Raw genomic sequence first — 17,262 nt, 5'->3', positions numbered from 1 at the left:
GGAGTGAGCATGTCAGACGCTATGCGCGACGCGCGGGCCACGGTCGTCAAGGTGCGTCCCGAGCAGGAAATGATGACGATCCAGCGGCTGCCCTACTTTGTCGGCATCTCCGCAGGCACCGCGGGCGCCACGGGTTTGTCGATGTACATGGTCGTGGTACCGCCGGGCGGTCATGCCGAGCCGCACTTTCACGCCGACTACGAGACCGCGATCTTCCAGCTCGAAGGCAGAATCGAGACCCGCTATGGTCCGGGTTTGCGCGAGTCCGTGATTACCGAAGCGGGCGACTTCCTGTTCATTCCCCCGGGCGTGCCGCATCAGCCCTTCAATCTCGACGACGCCCGCCCCGCGCGCGCCATCGTCGCGCGCAACCATTCCGACGAACACGAACGTGTCGTGCCCTACGACCCGGGCGCCGAGGCGTGATCTGACCGGACGCGCCGCCTCTTTCAATTCGCGCTGAGCAGCCGGCCCGTCGGGCTGCGCAAGCCGGCTCGCAGGTGGCCTCCTGCGTACTGATCCAGCCGGAATCCGCGCGGCGTTCGGCCGTCCTCCCTGCGCCCTTTCGCCACCTGTGCTTAAATCCGCTCTTCGCGCCGATGCGTGTTCGCCATGCGCGAACGAGAGCCCGACTTCATTTCATTTCCTTTCATTGCCTTCTCAGGAGCGCGGTTGTGTGGCATTTCCCGGTTGCTATCCCATCCTCGCTGGGCGTATGGGCCGTTTTCATGAGCGTGCTCGTCACGCAGCTCGGTGTGCCGATTCCGGCCGCACCGATGCTGATCTTCGGCGGCACCATGGCCGCCATGGGGCAAACCTCGTACGTCAACGTCGTGTTCGCCGCGGTCGGCGCGACGCTGATCGCCGACTCGCTCTGGTTCTTCACCGGACGGGCATATGGCCGGCGTCTGTTGAACTATCTGGTGCGCTTCTCCCTTTCGCTGGACACCACGGTGCGCGTCGCGCGCCATACCTATGAGCGCTACGGCGCGCCGATTCTCACCATCGCCAAGTTTCTGCCGGGACTCGGTCTGATTTCCGCACCATTGCTCGGCACGACCGCGATCAGTGTCGGCGTGTTTCTGTGGTGGGATCTGGTCGGCGCCACGTTGTGGGCCAGCGTGTGGGTGGTCGGCGGCGCCGCGCTGCACGATCAGATCGTGCAACTGGTGCTGCTCGTGCGGCAAAACGGCGGCACGATCTTCGATGCTTTCGCGGCGATCTTCGTGGCCGCGCTGTTGTATCGCTGGGTGCGCCGTTTGCAGTTTCGCCGCTGGCTCGCGCATACGCGCATCACGCCGGATCAGCTCGACGCGTTGATGAAGTCGAACGAACCGCCGCTGATTCTCGACGCGCGTCCACCCAGCGTGCGCGAAAAGGAGTCGCACCGGATTGCCGGCGCGCGGCCGCTGGATCTCGATTCACCCGATCCGATCCATCCCGAGTTCCTGAAGCGGCCGATCGTGGTCTACTGCGTGTGCCCCAACGAGGCGACGGCCAAGCGCATCGTCGCCCGGTTGCATCGCAAGAACATTCATCATATCCGCGCGCTAAAGGGCGGACTCGACGCGTGGGAGAAACGCGGCTATCCGGTCGAACCGCTGCCGCCCGACTTCAATACGGCAATGGCCCATATGATCGAGGATCATGATCATTCAGGCGCCGAGGGCGAATACACGGTGCGTGCGAGGCTCGCGGAGTAAGTGTGGTGATCGATGCAATGTGCGCGATGAGTATTGAGTACTTTGATCGCTTGAGTGACTGCACCATTGGGTAAATCCCGATCAATCTTTTTCATAAAAGGGGTTTGACGGCCTTATTGGCTCGTATATGCTAGTTGTCAGGCGGTCGTCAGGCTCACGCCAAAGACATTCTGAGGCGCAGCGAATTCATTTCGCCCAGCTTCGAGACGACCATGCCAGCGGTCTGTTTCTTTAAACGCCCCGTGCGGATTTCGAGCAGGCCGTTCAATACTTTCAACGTTGCCAGTCGAGTGTAATCGTGAGAGTCCGAGGCCCTTTGGTTAGATGGAATCGCAGTCAGGCGGGTTGTACGCTCGCTGACAGCGCCATCGCCGACGGCAGCAACGGCAGCCTTACGTTCCGCCGCTTCCTGTCCGTCTTTCCGATCCTGTCCCGCCGTTCAATTCGACGTCACAACTCCGTTTGCGCGCGCGCTTTCATTGCGGTGCGAACCGACGAAGTCGCCTCGCTGCTGCCGTAGCGCCTCCCTCCTTTTCGCCATTCGTTCTATCCGTTTGCCTATGCGCGTTCGTGCGTATGCGCGGTGCTGTCTGCCGTCCCTGCGCTTCGCGCGGATAAACGCGGCTCAGTGACTCGCGCATTGCGGCGGATCGAATCGAACGGCCATTCCTGCTACTGCCCGCGGCGCGCCGTTCGCCGACAGCGACAGTACGCAACCTCCTGGCGGCCTCGTGCATCGTGCGCGGCTGCGGGGTCAAGTCGCGCCGCGTTTTAGCGCTATTCACATCACACACCTGGCTATGCGAAACAAACCGCTGGTCGGCATCAGCGCCGACAGAACGATGATCGGGGCCCACCCGTCGCACGTAGTCGGCGAGAAATACATTGCCGCGATTGTCGATGGCTCGCAGGCGCTGGCCATGCTGCTGCCTGCGCTCGGCGAACGTCAGTCCACTGAAGATGTGCTGGCCGTAGTCGACGGCCTGCTTTTTACCGGCAGCTATTCGAACGTCGAACCGCATCGCTATGGCGGCCATCCTGGTGCCCACGGCACGCTGCACGACGCCGCGCGCGATGCAACGACGCTGCCGCTGATGCGCGCGGCGCTCGCCGCCGGCGTTCCAGTGCTGGCCATATGCCGCGGACTCCAGGAAATGAACGTGGTGTTCGGCGGCACCCTGCATCAAAGCGTTCACGCAGTGGCTGGCCTGAACGACCACCGCGAGAACAAACAGGACAGCCTCGACGTGCAATACGGGGCGTCGCATTCGATCACGTTGTCGCCAGGCGGCTTGTTGCAGCGCCTCGCCGGCCACACGAATGAGGCGCGTGTGAATTCCCTGCACGGTCAGGGCATCGAGCGGCTGGGCCTGGGTCTCACGGCCGAAGCCATCGCACCGGACGGCTTGATCGAAGCGGTCAGCGTGAATGACGCGCGCGCTTTCGCGCTGGGCGTGCAGTGGCACCCGGAGTGGAAGTTCGCCGACGACCCGCTATCCACCGCGATCTTCCGCGCGTTCGGCGACGCATGCCGCGATCGAATGCGCATCAGGACCGGCCACGGCGCGGCATTTGCATCCGCCGCCATGCAGGTTTGAGCCGGTCGCGCGCCAAAAACTGAGAGAACAATCATGCATGACATCGACGATTTTCTGAAGAAGCATCACGTCACCGAAATCGAAGCGATCATCCCGGATATGGCCGGAATCGCGCGCGGCAAGATCATTCCGCGCAGCAAGTTCGAATCCGGCGAGTCCATGCGCTTGCCGCAAGCGGTGATGATCCAGACCGTCACGGGCGAGTATCCGGAAGACGGCTCGCTCACGGGCGTCACCGATCCGGACATGGTGTGCGTGCCCGACGCGGCCACCATTCGGATGATTCCATGGGCCGTCGATCCGACCGCCCAGGTGATTCACGATTGCGTTCATTTCGACGGCACGCCGGTCGCCCTCTCGCCGCGCCGCGTGCTGCGCCGGGTACTCGAACTCTACAAAGCCAAAGGCTGGAAGCCGGTCATCGCGCCCGAACTCGAGTTCTATCTGGTCGACATGAACAAGGACCCGGATCTGCCGCTGCAACCGCCCATCGGCCGCACGGGCCGTCCGGAAACAGGACGGCAGTCGTATTCGATCGAAGCGGTCAACGAATTCGATCCGCTTTTCGAAGACATCTACGAGTACTGCGAGGTGCAGGAACTGGAAGTAGATACGCTGATCCATGAAGTCGGCGCCGCGCAGATGGAAATCAACTTCATGCACGGCGACCCGCTGAAGCTCGCCGACAGCGTCTTCCTGTTCAAACGCACGGTGCGCGAAGCGGCATTGCGCCACAAGATGTACGCGACCTTCATGGCCAAACCGATGGAAAGCGAACCGGGTTCGGCAATGCACATGCATCAAAGTCTCATCGACGAAGAAACCGGCGAGAACATTTTCACCAGCGCGGACGGCAAACCGACTGTGCAGTTCACGAGGTATATCGCCGGCTTGCAGAAGTACACGCCGGCGCTGATGCCGATTTTCGCGCCGTACATCAACTCCTATCGCCGTCTTTCGCGCTTCATGGCCGCACCGATCAACGTCGCGTGGGGTTATGACAACCGCACAGTGGGTTTTCGCATTCCGCATTCGGGACCGGCCGCGCGCCGCATCGAAAACCGCATTCCGGGCGTGGACTGCAATCCCTATCTGGCGATTGCCGCGACGCTGGCCGCTGGCTATCTCGGCATGACACAGCAACTCGATGCCACCGAGCCGCTGCTCAGCGACGGTTATGCGTTGCCGTATCAATTGCCGCGCAACCTCGAAGAAGGTCTGACGTTGATGGCGGCCTGCGAACCGATTGCCGAAGTACTCGGCGAGAAGTTCGTCAAAGCCTACCTCGCGTTGAAAGAAACCGAGTACGAGGCGTTTTTCCGCGTGATCAGTTCGTGGGAACGCCGGCATTTGCTGTTGCACGTTTGAGACCGGATCGTAGAAAAGGCCCTGTCTTGCGATGTCATGATCAGATGTAAATGGAAAAATTGGAGTCAGCATGAGCTACAGAATCGAAGAAGCCGCTTACATGCAACCCGCGCAAGCCACACAGCGCACGTCGCGCAGCACCGCCGAATACCGCGCGCTCGACGCCGCTCATCATATTCATCCGTTTTCGGATATGGGCTCGCTCAATCGCAGCGGCAGCCGTGTGATCGTCAAAGGCCAAGGCGTGTATCTGTGGGATTCGGAAGGCAACAGGATCATCGACGGCATGGCGGGACTCTGGTGCGTGAACGTCGGCTATGGCCGCAAGGAACTCGCCGATGCCGCATACCGGCAAATGCTGGAGCTCCCCTACTACAACACCTTCTTCAAGACGACGCATCCGCCGGTGATCGAACTGTCGGCCTTGCTCGCGGAATTGACGCCGGCGCCGTTCAAGCACTTCTTCTACTGCAACAGCGGCTCGGAAGGCAACGACACGGTGCTGCGCATCGTTCACCAGTACTGGGCGGCACAGCAGAAGTACTCGAAGAAGTTCGTCATTTCGCGCAAGAACGGTTATCACGGTTCGACGATCGCGGGCGGCACGCTCGGCGGCATGGGTTATATGCATGAACAGATGCCGTCGAAAGTCGAGAACATCGTGCATATCGATCAGCCGTATTTCTTCGGCGAAGCGCAAGCCAATCAGACGCCGGACGAATTCGCGCTGGCGCGCGCGCAGCAACTCGAAGCGAAGATCCTCGAAATCGGCGCGGACAAGGTGGCCGCTTTTATCGGTGAGCCTTTCCAGGGGGCGGGCGGTGTGATCTTTCCGGCTTCGACGTATTGGCCGGAAATTCAACGCATCTGCCGCAAGTACGACATTCTGCTGGTTGCCGACGAAGTGATCGGCGGATTCGGCCGCACGGGCGAATGGTTCGCACATCAGCACTTCGGTTTCGAGCCCGATCTGATCACGCTCGCGAAGGGGCTGACGAGCGGCTATGTGCCGATGGGGGCGGTCGGCCTGCATGACCGGGTCGCCAAGGTGATCATCGGGAGCGGCGACTTCAATCACGGCCTCACTTATTCCGGCCACCCGGTGGCGGCCGCCGTCGCGCTCGCCAATCTCAGGCTGCTGCGCGACGAGAAGATCGTCGAGCGCGTCAAAACGGATACCGGCCCGTACTTCCAGAGGAAGCTGCGCGATACCTTCGCCCATCATCCCATCGTCGGCGAGATTGCCGGTGCGGGTCTCGTGGCCGGTCTGCAACTCGCGCAAGACCCCGCAACACGCAGGCGTTTCGCCAATGGCGGCGACGTCGGCACGATTTGCCGCGACTTCTGCTTCAACGGCAATCTGATCATGCGCGCCACCGGTGACCGGATGCTGCTGTCGCCGCCGCTCGTGGTCAGCAAGATCGAGATCGACGAAATCGTGTCGAAGGCCAAAGCGGCGATCGACGCAACTGCGCGGCAACTCGGCGTGGGGTAATAGCGTTACGCAAGGCAATCCGTCAGCCCATCCCCACATGCTGATCGACACATCCGAGTACAGCGCGGAACACGTCGCGCATGCCGGGCCCGGGCAGGTTATCGGCGAACACCGAGGACGACAAACGCAATTATTCGGCCGCTGAGGCGCAATTTTTCGCTGTCTGGAACCGCGGTCGGTTTCGCCATGCCCTGCCTGCGCCATCTCTCCCCAACCCTGGCGTTTACCCGACAAACCCAAATTGCCGACTATTTATCGATAATTTCTCGTGTTAGATTCCGTCGCCTGCCAGCCATTGCCAACTGGCAAATTTGCGCCGGAACGCACGGCGGCGGCACAACCCCGACCAGGCAGAAGACAGAACAAGGAGACCCCTATGTGGGTTCTAATCGGCGTGCCGATCGTGGTACTCGGCTTCGCATTGCGCTTTAACGCGCTACTCGTGGTGACCGTTGCGGGGGTCGCCACCGGCGTGGCCGGCGGCCTGCAACCGGTGGAAATCGTCAGCGCCTTTGGCAAGGCGTTCGCGGATAACCGCTACATGGGCCTGATCTGGCTCACGCTGCCGGTGATCGCGCTGCTCGAACGCAACGGCCTGAAGGAACAGGCGCGGCACCTGATTTCGCGCCTTCACGCCGCCACCACAGGCCGCGTGCTGATGCTCTATTTCGTGATTCGCCAGGTCACGGCCGCGCTCGGGCTCACGTCACTCGGCGGTCACGCGCAGATGGTGCGTCCGCTGATCGCGCCGATGGCCGAAGCAGCCGCCGCGAACCGCTACGGCGAATTGCCCGACGCGGTGCGCCAGCAGATTCGCGCGAACGCGTCGGCGGTGGACAACATCGCGGTGTTCTTCGGCGAAGATATTTTCATCGCGATCCAGTCGATCCTGCTGATCAAAGGCTTTCTCGAACAGAACGGCATCGTGGTCGAACCGCTGCACGTGTCGGTATGGGCGATTCCCACCGCGGTCGCCGCGCTCGTGATTCACATGGTTCGGCTGATGCTGCTCGACCGCAATCTCTCGCACAAGATGAATGCATTGGGCCGGGGCGCCGCGCAATGGTGATCAAACTCGAATCCCTCTATGTGTTGGCCGGTTTGATGTTTGCCGCGTTCGCGCTCTTCAATCTTCAAGACCGTTCGAATCCGCGCCGCGTCGTCAATTTTCTGTTCTGGGGTATCTACGCGATCACGTTCATGTTCGGCGGGGAACTGCCGCACTTCGTGATGGGCTGTCTCGCCATCGCGCTCGCGTTGATCGCCGGTTCCGGCAAGCTCGGCAAAGGCCGCGCGGACAGCAACAGCGAAGCCGCCGCCGCGCGCCGCGAAGCGAATGCGCAGCGCTTCGGCAACAAGCTGTTCATCCCCGCGCTGTTGATTCCGGTGATTACGCTACTCGGCACGTTGACGCTGAAATACGCACCGTTCGTCGAAACCAAGAACGTCACGCTGATTTCGCTCGTACTGGGCACGCTGGTCGCGTTCGGCACGGCGCTCTTCATGCTGCGCGATTCGCCGGTGCACGCGCTCAAGGACGCACGGCACACGATGGACACCGTCGGCTGGGCCGCGATCCTGCCGCAGATGCTCGCCGCGCTCGGCGCCCTGTTCGCGATTGCCGGCGTGGGCCACGTGGTGTCGGATCTCGTGAAGACGTGGATTCCGGTCGACTCCGCATTCGCGGTGGTCGCGGCTTATACCTTCGGCATGGCGATCTTCACGATGATCATGGGCAACGCATTCGCCGCATTTCCGGTGATGACTGCCGGCATCGGCCTGCCGTTGATCGTGCATCAATTCAACGGCAACCCCGCGATTCTGGGCGCAATCGGCATGCTGTGCGGCTTTTGCGGCACCTTGATGACGCCGATGGCCGCGAACTTCAATATCGTGCCGGCAGCGCTGCTGGAGCTGAAAGATCAGAACGGCGTGATCAAGGCGCAATGGCCGACCGCTTTACTATTGCTGATCGTCAATACCATACTGTTGTATCTGCTCGTATTCCGCTTCTGAGGAGCCTGCGATGACCGTTCAACTCACTCGCGAAATCGCGTCCCGTTTCGCCAACCTCGCGCTCGCTCACCTCACGCGCGAGTATCCGAACAAGCTGACGCACTCGCTCGCCGGACCGCAGGACATGCAAGGTCCGCGCGCCTTGCATCCGATCTTCTACGGCAGCTACGACTGGCATTCGTGCGTGCACGGCTACTGGCTGATCCTGCATCTGCTGGAGCGCTTTCCCGATCTGCCCGAAGCCGCGCGCATCATCGCGGTGGTCGACGAGCATTTCACCGACGCCAACGTGGCCGGCGAACTCGCGTATCTGGAGCTGCCGCACAACCGCGGTTTCGAACGACCGTATGGCTGGGCCTGGCTGCTCGCGCTCAGCGCGCAGCTGCACTCGCTGAAGCTCGCGGACGCGGCGCGCTGGTCGAAGACTTTTGCACCGCTTACCGGTTTTTTCGTCGAACGCTTCGAGGAATTTTTGCCGAAGGCGACTTACCCGCTACGCGTGGGCACGCACTTCAACATGGCGTTCGCCCTTGCGCTCACGCTGGATTTCGCCCGCCAGACTTCACACAGCTCGCTCGAAGCGCTACTCGTCAGAACCGCGGAGCGCTGGTTTCTGAACGACGTCGCGTGTCAGGCCTGGGAGCCGGCCGGCGACGAGTTCCTCTCGCCTTCGCTGATGGAAGCGGAGTTGATGCGCCGCGTGCTGCCTGCCGCGCAATTCGTCGACTGGTTCGGGCGCTTTCTGCCGGATCTCGGCGCGAAGAAACCCGCGACGCTATTCGAACCGGTGAGCGTGACCGATCGCAGCGACGGCAAGATCGCGCACCTGGACGGGCTGAATCTGAGCCGTGCGTGGTGCCAGCGCTCGCTCGCACGGGCGCTGCCCGCAGGTGACATTCGCCGGACCGTGCTGTTCGATACCGCCGAGCGTCATCTGCAAAGCGCCCTACCTCATGTGGCCGGCGATTACATGGGCGAGCACTGGCTGGGTACTTTCGCGACGCTTGCTTTGGAGGCTTGATTGAAGGGGTGTTCGGGGCGGCGGTTCGGCGCTCCGGTCTGACTTGAGGCCTATATTCGCGGGCTTTATTCGAACCCGGACGGTTCGCATAGCCTCTCAGCAATACAATAGCGGCGCCGTTAGCGTGAACCGGTTTGCACTACATCAACCGCTTCGCGCCACGTGCGCCGCATATTTATTGGCGGCTCGATTGCAAGCCGCCAGACGCATCAGAGCCGATCGCTCGACCGGCTCCCGGCCTCACTGCCCCGTCAGCTTCTTCGGCTTCGGCGGCGTCTGCACCTTGTTGTACTGGAACTGGGGCGTCGCCTTCAATGCAGCCTTGGAAGCGCCTGCCAGATAGAAATTGCCGTCATGAATATCGAGCGCGGCGATCGGCACCGCGACGTCATGCGACGCGACACCAAGGAAGCCGCCGGCCGACACGATCGCTGCCGACAGCGAACCGTCCGGTGCGACCACCAGATCACGCACCGTGCCGATCTTTTCGTTCTGATCGTTGTACACGGCCTTGCCGAGAATGCTCTTTTTCACGCTCCAGCCGCTCAGCAGCGCATTGGACTGTTCGACCGTGACACTCAGCGTCTGCGTGCCGGCGACCTGCGCCTGTGCACCCAGACTGGTTGCAGCCACCGCGACTACGACAACAAGTTTGCCCAACGTCATCTCGTTCACTCCGTTCTTAGTAGACTTGACCGGCGCATGCGCTGCGCCGAAGGAATCGCTGCAGCACGATCATACAGATTGCGCCGCGTCGCTGCAGTCAGGGTGCATCGTGCGGATGCCGCGCTCGAACAGCGCCTTGCTCATCGGCGCCGCTCGGCGCGCATGGCGGTAAAATCGCGTGAGGCGATGGCGCCCGTTTAAAGGTGGAAGTTTGACTGAGCTTGAACAGGGTTTCATATTGACCCGGCATTGGCGGGATACGCCCGCCGGCACGGAGATCGATTTCTGGCTGGCAACAGACGGCGGGCCCCGTCATATCCGCTTGCGCCCTCAGCCATCGGTCGCGTTCATTCCCGCCGAACACCGCGAGCGCGCCGAAACGATCCTGCGCCGTGACATGCCGCTCGATCTGCGTGCCCTCGAACTGCGCGACTTCCAGCATCGGCCGGTGATGGGGCTTTACTGCCCGCAGTACCGGCAATTGACGGGCTTCGAGAAGCGCCTGAAACAAGGCGGCGTGGACGTCTACGAAGCCGACATCTTCCCGCCCGAGCGCTACATGATGGAGCGCTTCATCACCGCGCCGGTGTGGTTCAGCGGCGAGCCGCAACGGGGCGGCCCGCTGCTGAACAGCGAGTTGAAGCCGGGCACGGACTATCGTCCGCCGTTGAAACTCGTCTCGCTCGATATCGAAACCAGCGCGCACGCCGAGCTTTATTCGATCGCGCTCGAAGGCTGCGGACAACGCCAGGTGTATATGCTCGGACCGCCGAACGGCGATGCGAGCGGGCTCGACTTCGAACTCGAATACTGCGAAACGCGCGCCCAGTTGCTCGAAAAACTGAACCTGTGGATGGAGCGGCACGACCCCGATGCGATCATCGGCTGGAATCTCGTGCAGTTCGACTTGCGTGTGTTGCAGCAGCATGCCGAACAATATCGCGTACCGCTGCGGCTCGGCCGCGGCGGTGCAGTGATGGAGTGGCGCGAACATGGTCTCACGCGCAATCACTTCTTTGCCGGTGCCGCGGGACGGCTGATCATCGACGGTATCGAGGCGCTGCGTTCCGCGACGTGGAGCTTTCCGTCGTTCAGTCTCGAACACGTCGCGCGCTCGGTGCTCGGCGAGGGCAAGGCCATCGACAACCCGTATCAGCGCATGGATGAAATCCAGCGCCGCTTCGACGAGGACAAGCCCGCGCTCGCGCACTACAACCTGAAGGATTGCGAGCTGGTCACGCGCATCGTCGCGAAGACCGAGCTGCTGTCGTTCCTGCTGGAACGCGCGACCGTGACCGGCCTGCCCGCGGATCGCAGCGGCGGCTCGGTCGCGGCGTTCACGCATCTGTATATGCCGCGCATGCACCGGCAAGGCTACGTCGCGCCCAATCTCGGCGATGTCGCGGGCGCGGCGAGCCCCGGCGGCTTCGTGATGGACTCGCGCCCCGGTCTGTACGATTCGGTACTCGTGCTCGACTACAAGAGCCTGTATCCGTCGATCATCCGCACCTTTCTGATCGACCCGCTCGGTCTCGTGGAAGGCATGCTGAACCCCGACGACGAGCACTCCGTGCCGGGCTTTCTCGGCGCACGCTTCTCGCGCACGCGCCATTGCCTGCCGTCGATCGTCGCGCAAGTGTGGCAAGGCCGCGAAGGCGCCAAACGCGAGCACAACCAGCCGCTTTCGCAAGCGCTGAAGATCATCATGAACGCGTTTTACGGCGTGCTCGGGTCTACCGGCTGCCGCTTCTTCGACCCGCGTCTGGCGTCGTCGATCACGATGCGCGGCCACGAAATCATGCACACCACGCGCGAGCTGATTCAGGCCGAAGGCTACGAAGTCATCTACGGCGACACGGATTCGACTTTCGTGTGGCTCAAACATGCGCATAGCGAAGAAGACGCCGGCCGCATCGGCCGCGCGCTCGTCGAGCATATCAACGCGTGGTGGCGACAGAATCTGCGCGCGCGGTTCGGGCTCGACAGCGCGCTCGAATTGCAGTTCGAGCGGCACTATCGGCGCTTTTTCATGCCGACCATTCGCGGCGCGGAGGAAGGCAGCAAGAAACGCTATGCGGGGCTCACGGTATTGCCCGACGGCGGCGAGGAGATCGTCTACAAAGGACTCGAAACCGTGCGCACGGATTGGACGCCGCTCGCGCAGCAGTTTCAGCAGGCACTATACGGGCGCATATTCAGGCAGCAGCCGTATCAGGATTATGTGCGCGACTATGTGCGCGATACGCTCGACGGCAAGCTCGACGATCAGCTCGTCTATCGCAAGCGCCTGCGCAGAGCGCTCGGCGAATACGAACGCAACGTGCCGCCGCATGTGCGCGCGGCGCGCATTGCCGACGAGTTCAACCGTAGCCAGGGGCGCCCGCTGCAATACCAGAACGGCGGCTGGATCAGCTACGTGATGACGGTGGCCGGTCCCGAACCGCTGGAAACGCTGCGCTCGGCAATTGATTACGAACACTATCTGACGCGGCAATTGCAGCCTGTCGCCGATGCCATTCTGCCGCTGCTGCGCGATGATTTCACGACGTTGCTGTCGGGGCAAAAGCAGCTGTTCTGACGCGGTGTTAGCATCGGGCCGGGCGCGATCCGTTCAACCTGAAGGAGTCGAAAGTTGGCGACAGCAAGCGGACAGCAGAACCACGCACAAACCACGGCGAGCCGCGTGTTCGCAAACGATGCCCTCAGTCTCGGACTCACGCTGCCGCTGCTGCGCACGGGCACCATCGCCGCCGATTTCGACGAGCAGTTGGCTCTTGCGCGGCTCGCCGACGAACGCGGCTTTCGCGCGCTTTGGGTCCGCGACGTGCCGTTGAACAGCGCCGACTATCCGGACCCGGTCGGCCATCTCGACCCATGGGCGTTGCTCGGCGCACTTGCCGTGCACACACAGCGTATTGCGCTCGTGAGCGGCGCGATCGTGCTGACGCTGCGCCATCCGTTGCATATTGCCAAGGCGGCGCTGTCCGTCGACATGCTCAGTCACGGTCGCTTCATTCTGGGTCTCGGCTCAGGCGACCGCCCGCCGGAGTACGCAGCCTTTGGCCGCGACCCGGATGAGCGGCGCGACCTGTACCGACGACATTGGGACACACTAGCGGCGGCGCTCGGCAAGCCGTCCCGCGTGATTCCCGATCGTGCGCCCGAAGGCGCACCGACTTTTCACCTGCTGCCCGACAGCGCGAACACCGTACCGCTGCTGGCGGTGGGCTCGGGCGGTCAGAGCGTCGACTGGATCGCGCGGCATTCGCTGGGGTGGATGACCTATCATCGCGAGCCCGATGCACAGCGCGCGCGTTACAGCATGTGGCGCGCCGCGGCCGAACGCGCGGCGCCCGCTGCGTTTCGCGCGTTCGGCGTGGCGATGCGGCTCGAACTCAGCCGCGATCCGCATGAGCCGGCGCAGCCCGTCACGTTGGGCTATCGAACGGGCCGGCATGCATTGGTCGGCATTCTCAACGACATGCGCGCCGGCGGCACGCATCATGTGACCTTCAATCTCGCGTCGGAGCGCCCTGCCGCCGACGTGATCGAAGAACTCGCGCAGGACGTGTTGCCGCTATTCCAGCCAGAACCCTAACGCCGCGCGCCTGCTTCTAGATCTTCTCCAGTTCCAGCCCCTTCGTGCGTGGCCCCATCAAACCGATCGCCAGCATCACGATGAGCATCGCACCGGCAATGAACACGAACACGCCGGACGTGCCGAATTGTTTCAACACCGCCGCGATCAGAAAAGCCGTGAAGATTGCCGAAAACCGGCTCCACGAATAAACGAAGCCCACCGCCCGGGCACGGATGCTGGTCGGAAAGAGCTCAGTCTGATACGCATGGAAGCTGTACGAAATGATGTTGCCCGCAAGCGTCAGACACACGCCGAGGCTCACCAGCAGCACCGCGCCCGACGCCTGACTGAACCACAGCCCGCAGACGATGTTCACGCCGGCCATGACGACGATCACCGTCTTGCGCTCGAAGCGGTCGCCGATGAAGAGACCGATTACCGGACCGAGCGGCGCGGCCAGCGCAATCACGCTCGAATACATCAGGCTCGTCGTGATCGTGATGCCCTGTTTGATCAGCAGTGTCGGCACCCAGTTCGCAAAGCCATAGAAACCCACCGTCTGGAAGATGTTGAAGATAGTCATCATCAGCGTGCGGCTGCGGTACGGCGGCACCCACATATCGCGGAAGCTGCCGCGCGCCGTCACCGGCAGCGGCGGTGCGGGCGGCGGCAACTCGCGGCCATATTCGCTGCGCACCTTCGCTTCGAGCGCGCTCATCACGCGGTCGGCTTCGGCAAGACGCCCCTGCTGCGCGAGCCAACGCGGGCTTTCCGGCAGCGCGCGACGAATCCACCAGACGAACAGTGCGCCGTGCGCGCCGATCAGCACGACCCAACGCCAGCCGTCGAGGCCGAATAGCGTGCGCGGCACGAGCAGAAACGACAGGAACGCGACCACCGGCACCGCCGTGAAGCCGACCGCCTGCTCGCACGCGAACGCGCGGCCGCGAATCTGCTTGGGCACCAGCTCGGAGATGTACGTGCCAATCGTCACCAGTTCGACGCCGATACCGACGCCCGCGACGAAGCGCCAGAAGTTCAGGCCAGTGGCCGTTTCCTGAAAGGCCATCACGACGTTGGCCGCTGTATACCAGAGCAGCGAATACGTGAAGACGGCGCGGCGTCCGAAGCGGTCCGCCAGAAAGCCGCAAGCGATCGTGCCGATAAAGAGGCCGCTGAACAAAGCGGCGATGAAACTCGCGACGCCGGTCGAGCCGAACAGACCGTGCGTCGTCGCAGTCAGTAAGCCGCTCTTGACGAGACCCGGCGCGACATAACCGGAGTACAGCAGATCGTAGAGTTCGAAGAAGAAGCCGAGGCTCAGCAGCACTACCAGCTTCCAGATGGAGCGCGTGGCGGGCAGCCGGTCGAGGCGCGCCGAAATGCTGCCGGCGTCGAGCGGCGCGGCTGCCGTGGTGTCGGGCGCTGTGTTGCCGGGGGTGCTGGAATACGTCACGCTGCCGCCGTTGCGTGCGACGGAGTCGGCGTGATCTGGGGATGCCATGTTGTCTGTCTCCTTTGTCGACCAGAGTTGGCGCTTTAGCGCCTACTCCGGTCCCATGCAAAGCTGTCGACCGGAGTTGGCGCTTTAGCGCTTACTCCAGTCCCATGCAAAGCTGTCGACTGGAGTTGACGCTTTAGCGCCCACTCCAGTCCCATGCAACCCGAATGCTCGTGATACCGGCGAAAAATACAGCTCGCCGAAACCGGCTTGACGCCAGCCATCCGTACGTTCGCGCGTCGCACGCACCACGATGCCGGCATCAAGATCCGGCCAGCATTTTAGCCGCGTGCGCGCTTCAATTGTTCAAAGGTCGTGATTTTCCCGGCCAGCGCACTCGCCGCCACCGTGTACGGGCTCGCCAGCCAAACGTTGCCCGGACCCGAGCGACCCGGAAAATTACGGTTGATCGCGCTGATCGTCACCTGCCCCGCGTCGGTCGACTGCCCCGGCCCGCAATTGGCGCACGACCCGCAACCCGGCATCACGATCGTCACGCCTGCACGTTCAAAGACCGGCAAATAGCCCTGCGCCTCGCAATACTCGCGCACCGCCATGGTGCCGAATTGCAGATAAAGACGCGTGCCCTCAGGCACACGGATGCCCCGCTCGACGCCCCAATGTAGCACCTCGTGATAGAAATCGAAGTCTTCACGCTTGCCGGCGGTACATGAGCCGCCGTACGCAATGTCGATCGCGACGTCCTGCTCCAGTTGCGGCGCCGGCACCCCATTGCCGGGATCGCCAGGACGCGCGAGCATCGGTTCGATGGCGCTGGCGTCGATATGGATCGTGTCGCGATAGATTGCGCCCGCGTCGCTTTTCATCCAGCTTTCCAGTGCGAAATCGACGCCGCGCCGTTCCTTCAGAAACGCCACCGTGCGTTCGTCCGGCTCCACGATGCCGGTGAAGCCGCCCAATTCCGCGACCATGTTGGTCAAGGTCGCGCGTTCGTCGATCGACATCGCGCGCACCGCCGCGCCGCCGTATTCGAACACGAGGCCGATTGCGCCGCCCGAGCGGATCGCATCCATTTGGAGCAGATGCAGCACGACGTCCTTCGCGGTCACGCCTTCGCGCAAGTTGCCGTCGACCTCGACGCGCAGCGTCTCCGGCACTTTGCAGCGCACGTAGCCCGTCACCCAGCTATTGGCGATCTCCGTCGCGCCCGCGCCGAACGCGAGGCAACCGAGCGCGCCCGAATGCGGCGTGTGCGAATCGGTGCCGCACGCTACCTGGCCGGGCAACGCATATTGTTCGGCCATCAACGCGTGACAGATGCCCTCGGAACCCGGCACGCCGTCGAGCGCGCCGTGCGAGCGCACCGGATAATCGCGCGAGAACGACGTATGCCCTTCCATCAGATTGGCGACACCCGGCAACAGGCCGTCGCGCACGTGCGGAATGCTCTGTTCCGCCAGCACCAGATGATCCTGAAACGCGATGATGTGATCCGCCGCGTGCAGCGGCGCCGGCTTGCCGAACGCGCGATGCATCAGATGCGCGCACATGCCGGTGAAATAGTCGTGGCTGAAGCGCCAGTCGGTGGCGATGAACACACCGTCGCCGCGTTGCGCGCTGGCGATGCCCGGGTGCAGATGGCGATCGATGATTTTCTCGACCAGCGTTTTCGGCTCGCCAACTTCAGCGGCCTGCGCTCCGTCGCTCGCGGCATCGCGCACACGCGGCGCGGGCCACTCCGCGAACTTGCTGTATGCGAGCAGGCCGCCGCTGCGAATGATCTGCTGCGTGAGCGCGTCGCGGCCTTTGAGAAACTCGTCGATCGGCACCGTTTCGCCGGCGACCAGACGATCGAGCACGGAGAAATCGGTGGTCGTGAGAATGCCAATGTTGTCGCAGTTCTGCTGATAGATCCGCTCGAAGCTCTCCGCGACGATCAGCCGGATGCCCGCCGATAATTCCGCCAACGGGCTCGATTCACGCGATGAGCCCTTGCCGTAACGCTTGCCCGCCACCGTGATCTGAAAACCGCCGTCCTTCACCGCATTGCGGCCGATCGGCATGCGCTCGCCCGCCTTGAAGCCGACGTAGGGATATTGGCCGAGGCGTTCGTCGTAGGTGAGCATCACGGTGACCGGCGTGATCTCATCGGTGGACACGTTCTCGCGTAACGGCCCGGCTGTGGCGCGCGTGACATTTTCACCCGCGAGTTGCGCGTCGATCACCGCAGGGTCTTGAGACAGGTACAGCACGCGGCCGTCCAGACGAATCGTATCGCTCATGAGTGCATTTCTCCTTGCGCTCACTATACGGCGCGCAGGGTTGATGCCGAAGTGCCGGTGCGGCAACGCAG

Annotated in this window: 15 protein-coding genes; 11 read left to right on the top strand and 4 right to left on the bottom strand. The window is 62.7% G+C overall.

What is annotated here, in order from left to right; translation table 11 throughout:
• Positions 1–9: 9 nt before the first annotated feature.
• Positions 10–426, top strand: coding sequence for a cupin domain-containing protein (locus tag PQQ53_RS06275; protein ID WP_408323463.1), 417 nt, complete (start codon positions 10–12; stop codon positions 424–426).
• A 248-nt stretch (positions 427–674) separates the two neighbouring features.
• Complete coding sequence (locus PQQ53_RS06270; RefSeq protein WP_408323462.1) at positions 675–1,703, top strand: VTT domain-containing protein; 1,029 nt, start codon at positions 675–677, stop codon at positions 1,701–1,703.
• 154 nt (positions 1,704–1,857) lie between these two features.
• Here PQQ53_RS06270 and PQQ53_RS06265 read toward each other — a convergent pair whose 3' ends face one another.
• Positions 1,858–1,980 (bottom strand): hypothetical protein, encoded by a 123-nt coding sequence (locus PQQ53_RS06265; RefSeq protein ID WP_408152082.1) that lies wholly within the window; start codon positions 1,978–1,980, stop codon positions 1,858–1,860.
• A 39-nt stretch (positions 1,981–2,019) separates the two neighbouring features.
• On the opposite strand from PQQ53_RS06265, the gene PQQ53_RS06260 reads away from it, so the two are divergent.
• From PQQ53_RS06260 to PQQ53_RS06230, 7 genes are all read left to right on the top strand, one after another.
• On the top strand, positions 2,020–2,223 hold the full coding sequence (locus tag PQQ53_RS06260; protein ID WP_408139533.1) for a hypothetical protein: 204 nt from the start codon (positions 2,020–2,022) through the stop codon (positions 2,221–2,223).
• Between the two features lie 280 nt (positions 2,224–2,503).
• Entirely contained in the window at positions 2,504–3,301 is a 798-nt protein-coding gene (locus tag PQQ53_RS06255; RefSeq protein ID WP_408138795.1) for a gamma-glutamyl-gamma-aminobutyrate hydrolase family protein, read from the top strand.
• A 33-nt stretch (positions 3,302–3,334) separates the two neighbouring features.
• On the top strand, positions 3,335–4,669 hold the full coding sequence (locus PQQ53_RS06250) for a glutamine synthetase family protein (RefSeq protein WP_408323461.1): 1,335 nt from the start codon (positions 3,335–3,337) through the stop codon (positions 4,667–4,669).
• A 70-nt stretch (positions 4,670–4,739) separates the two neighbouring features.
• On the top strand, positions 4,740–6,164 hold the full coding sequence (locus tag PQQ53_RS06245) for an aspartate aminotransferase family protein (protein WP_408323460.1): 1,425 nt from the start codon (positions 4,740–4,742) through the stop codon (positions 6,162–6,164).
• 376 nt (positions 6,165–6,540) lie between these two features.
• Positions 6,541–7,233: a DUF969 domain-containing protein gene (locus PQQ53_RS06240; protein WP_408138797.1), complete on the top strand. Its 693-nt coding sequence runs from the start codon at positions 6,541–6,543 to the stop codon at positions 7,231–7,233.
• Complete coding sequence (locus PQQ53_RS06235; protein WP_121323156.1) at positions 7,230–8,180, top strand: DUF979 domain-containing protein; 951 nt, start codon at positions 7,230–7,232, stop codon at positions 8,178–8,180. Before PQQ53_RS06240 ends, PQQ53_RS06235 begins: the two co-directional genes overlap by 4 nt.
• A 10-nt stretch (positions 8,181–8,190) precedes the next feature.
• Positions 8,191–9,201, top strand: coding sequence for a DUF2891 domain-containing protein (locus PQQ53_RS06230; RefSeq protein WP_408323459.1), 1,011 nt, complete (start codon positions 8,191–8,193; stop codon positions 9,199–9,201).
• Between the two features lie 240 nt (positions 9,202–9,441).
• Here PQQ53_RS06230 and PQQ53_RS06225 read toward each other — a convergent pair whose 3' ends face one another.
• Entirely contained in the window at positions 9,442–9,867 is a 426-nt protein-coding gene (locus PQQ53_RS06225) for a PRC-barrel domain-containing protein (RefSeq protein ID WP_121323160.1), read from the bottom strand.
• Positions 9,868–10,078: 211 nt separating this feature from the next.
• Here PQQ53_RS06225 and PQQ53_RS06220 point away from each other — a divergent pair, with 211 nt between their 5' ends.
• Together PQQ53_RS06220 and PQQ53_RS06215 are read left to right on the top strand one after the other, a co-directional pair.
• The gene (locus tag PQQ53_RS06220; protein WP_408323458.1) at positions 10,079–12,445 is read left to right on the top strand and encodes a DNA polymerase II; all 2,367 of its coding nucleotides are present in this window, start codon (positions 10,079–10,081) and stop codon (positions 12,443–12,445) included.
• A 54-nt stretch (positions 12,446–12,499) separates the two neighbouring features.
• A complete protein-coding gene (locus tag PQQ53_RS06215) occupies positions 12,500–13,465 on the top strand; it encodes a TIGR03571 family LLM class oxidoreductase (protein WP_408152077.1) in 966 nt (321 codons plus the stop codon).
• A 16-nt stretch (positions 13,466–13,481) separates the two neighbouring features.
• On the opposite strand, the gene PQQ53_RS06210 is transcribed toward PQQ53_RS06215, so the two are convergent.
• Positions 13,482–14,951 carry an MFS transporter gene (locus tag PQQ53_RS06210; protein ID WP_408323457.1) on the bottom strand — a complete coding sequence of 490 codons (1,470 nt, stop codon included), beginning with the start codon at positions 14,949–14,951 and terminating at the stop codon, positions 13,482–13,484.
• Between the two features lie 278 nt (positions 14,952–15,229).
• Positions 15,230–17,191 (bottom strand): aconitase family protein, encoded by a 1,962-nt coding sequence (locus PQQ53_RS06205; protein WP_408323456.1) that lies wholly within the window; start codon positions 17,189–17,191, stop codon positions 15,230–15,232.
• Between the last annotated feature and the right edge of the window lie 71 nt (positions 17,192–17,262).

It is taken from the genome of Paraburkholderia strydomiana, assembly GCF_046030495.1.
Lineage (GTDB): Bacteria > Pseudomonadota > Gammaproteobacteria > Burkholderiales > Burkholderiaceae > Paraburkholderia > Paraburkholderia strydomiana_A.
Note: the sequence above shows the minus strand (reverse complement) of the source record. Positions and strands in the feature narration are given on the sequence as shown.

Coding starts and splice junctions, on each gene's coding strand:
- PQQ53_RS06275 (WP_408323463.1), top strand. CDS start 10: ATGTCAGACGCTATGCGCGACGCGCGGGCCACGGTCGTCAAGGTGCGT.
- PQQ53_RS06255 (WP_408138795.1), top strand. CDS start 2,504: ATGCGAAACAAACCGCTGGTCGGCATCAGCGCCGACAGAACGATGATC.
- PQQ53_RS06250 (WP_408323461.1), top strand. CDS start 3,335: ATGCATGACATCGACGATTTTCTGAAGAAGCATCACGTCACCGAAATC.
- PQQ53_RS06245 (WP_408323460.1), top strand. CDS start 4,740: ATGAGCTACAGAATCGAAGAAGCCGCTTACATGCAACCCGCGCAAGCC.
- PQQ53_RS06240 (WP_408138797.1), top strand. CDS start 6,541: ATGTGGGTTCTAATCGGCGTGCCGATCGTGGTACTCGGCTTCGCATTG.
- PQQ53_RS06230 (WP_408323459.1), top strand. CDS start 8,191: ATGACCGTTCAACTCACTCGCGAAATCGCGTCCCGTTTCGCCAACCTC.
- PQQ53_RS06225 (WP_121323160.1), bottom strand. CDS start 9,867: ATGACGTTGGGCAAACTTGTTGTCGTAGTCGCGGTGGCTGCAACCAGT.
- PQQ53_RS06210 (WP_408323457.1), bottom strand. CDS start 14,951: ATGGCATCCCCAGATCACGCCGACTCCGTCGCACGCAACGGCGGCAGC.
- PQQ53_RS06205 (WP_408323456.1), bottom strand. CDS start 17,191: ATGAGCGATACGATTCGTCTGGACGGCCGCGTGCTGTACCTGTCTCAA.